Raw genomic sequence first — 567 nt, forward strand, 5'->3', positions numbered from 1 at the left:
GCGGACAGCTTCAGTTCCTGGCGGGCGTATTGGCGGTCGGCAGCGCTTAGCTGGCTTTCAATGACATCGAGCACCAGGTAGCCCGCCAGATCACCAGCAAGCTGGCGCGCAGCTACCGCCTGATGCGCCTGGTAGCCCCGCGGCCCTGGCTGATGAACGTAGGCTTTGCCGTGGCCCGGCAGCCGCTACTGAAACGGTGGCTGCTGCGGGTGGCCGGGTAGGGGCCGCGCTTATCCCGTTGGTGTTGGTTTGCGTAGGAGTAGCCATGCATACTACTTTTTGTCGTTTGGGCATGTTGGGTGGCATTGGTCTGCTGCTGACCGTGTTGCTGAGCGCCGCGCCCCCCGCTTCACTCTCTGCTACCCTGAAAGCCAACCGCTGGAAAAAGCGCGTACTGCTCCTGCACGCACCTACCGCCGACGATGCCACACTGAAGCGCCAGCGTGCCCTACTTGCCGCCCAGCCGGAAGGAATGCGCGCACGCGATATGCTGGTGCTCGATGTCATTGAAAGCCAGCTAAGCGCTGCCGACCGCCAATACGCCCGCCAGGAACTGAAGCTGTCCGC

At 63.1% G+C, this 567-nt stretch carries 1 protein-coding gene; it reads left to right on the forward strand.

The genetic code is table 11. The features are described 5' to 3' along the window. Positions 1–265: 265 nt before the first annotated feature. The coding region (locus tag KYK14_RS22010; RefSeq protein ID WP_219161778.1) for a DUF4174 domain-containing protein at positions 266–567 on the forward strand (302 nt) is incomplete at its 3' end.

Source organism: Hymenobacter profundi (genome assembly GCF_019334315.1).
GTDB lineage: Bacteria > Bacteroidota > Bacteroidia > Cytophagales > Hymenobacteraceae > Hymenobacter > Hymenobacter profundi.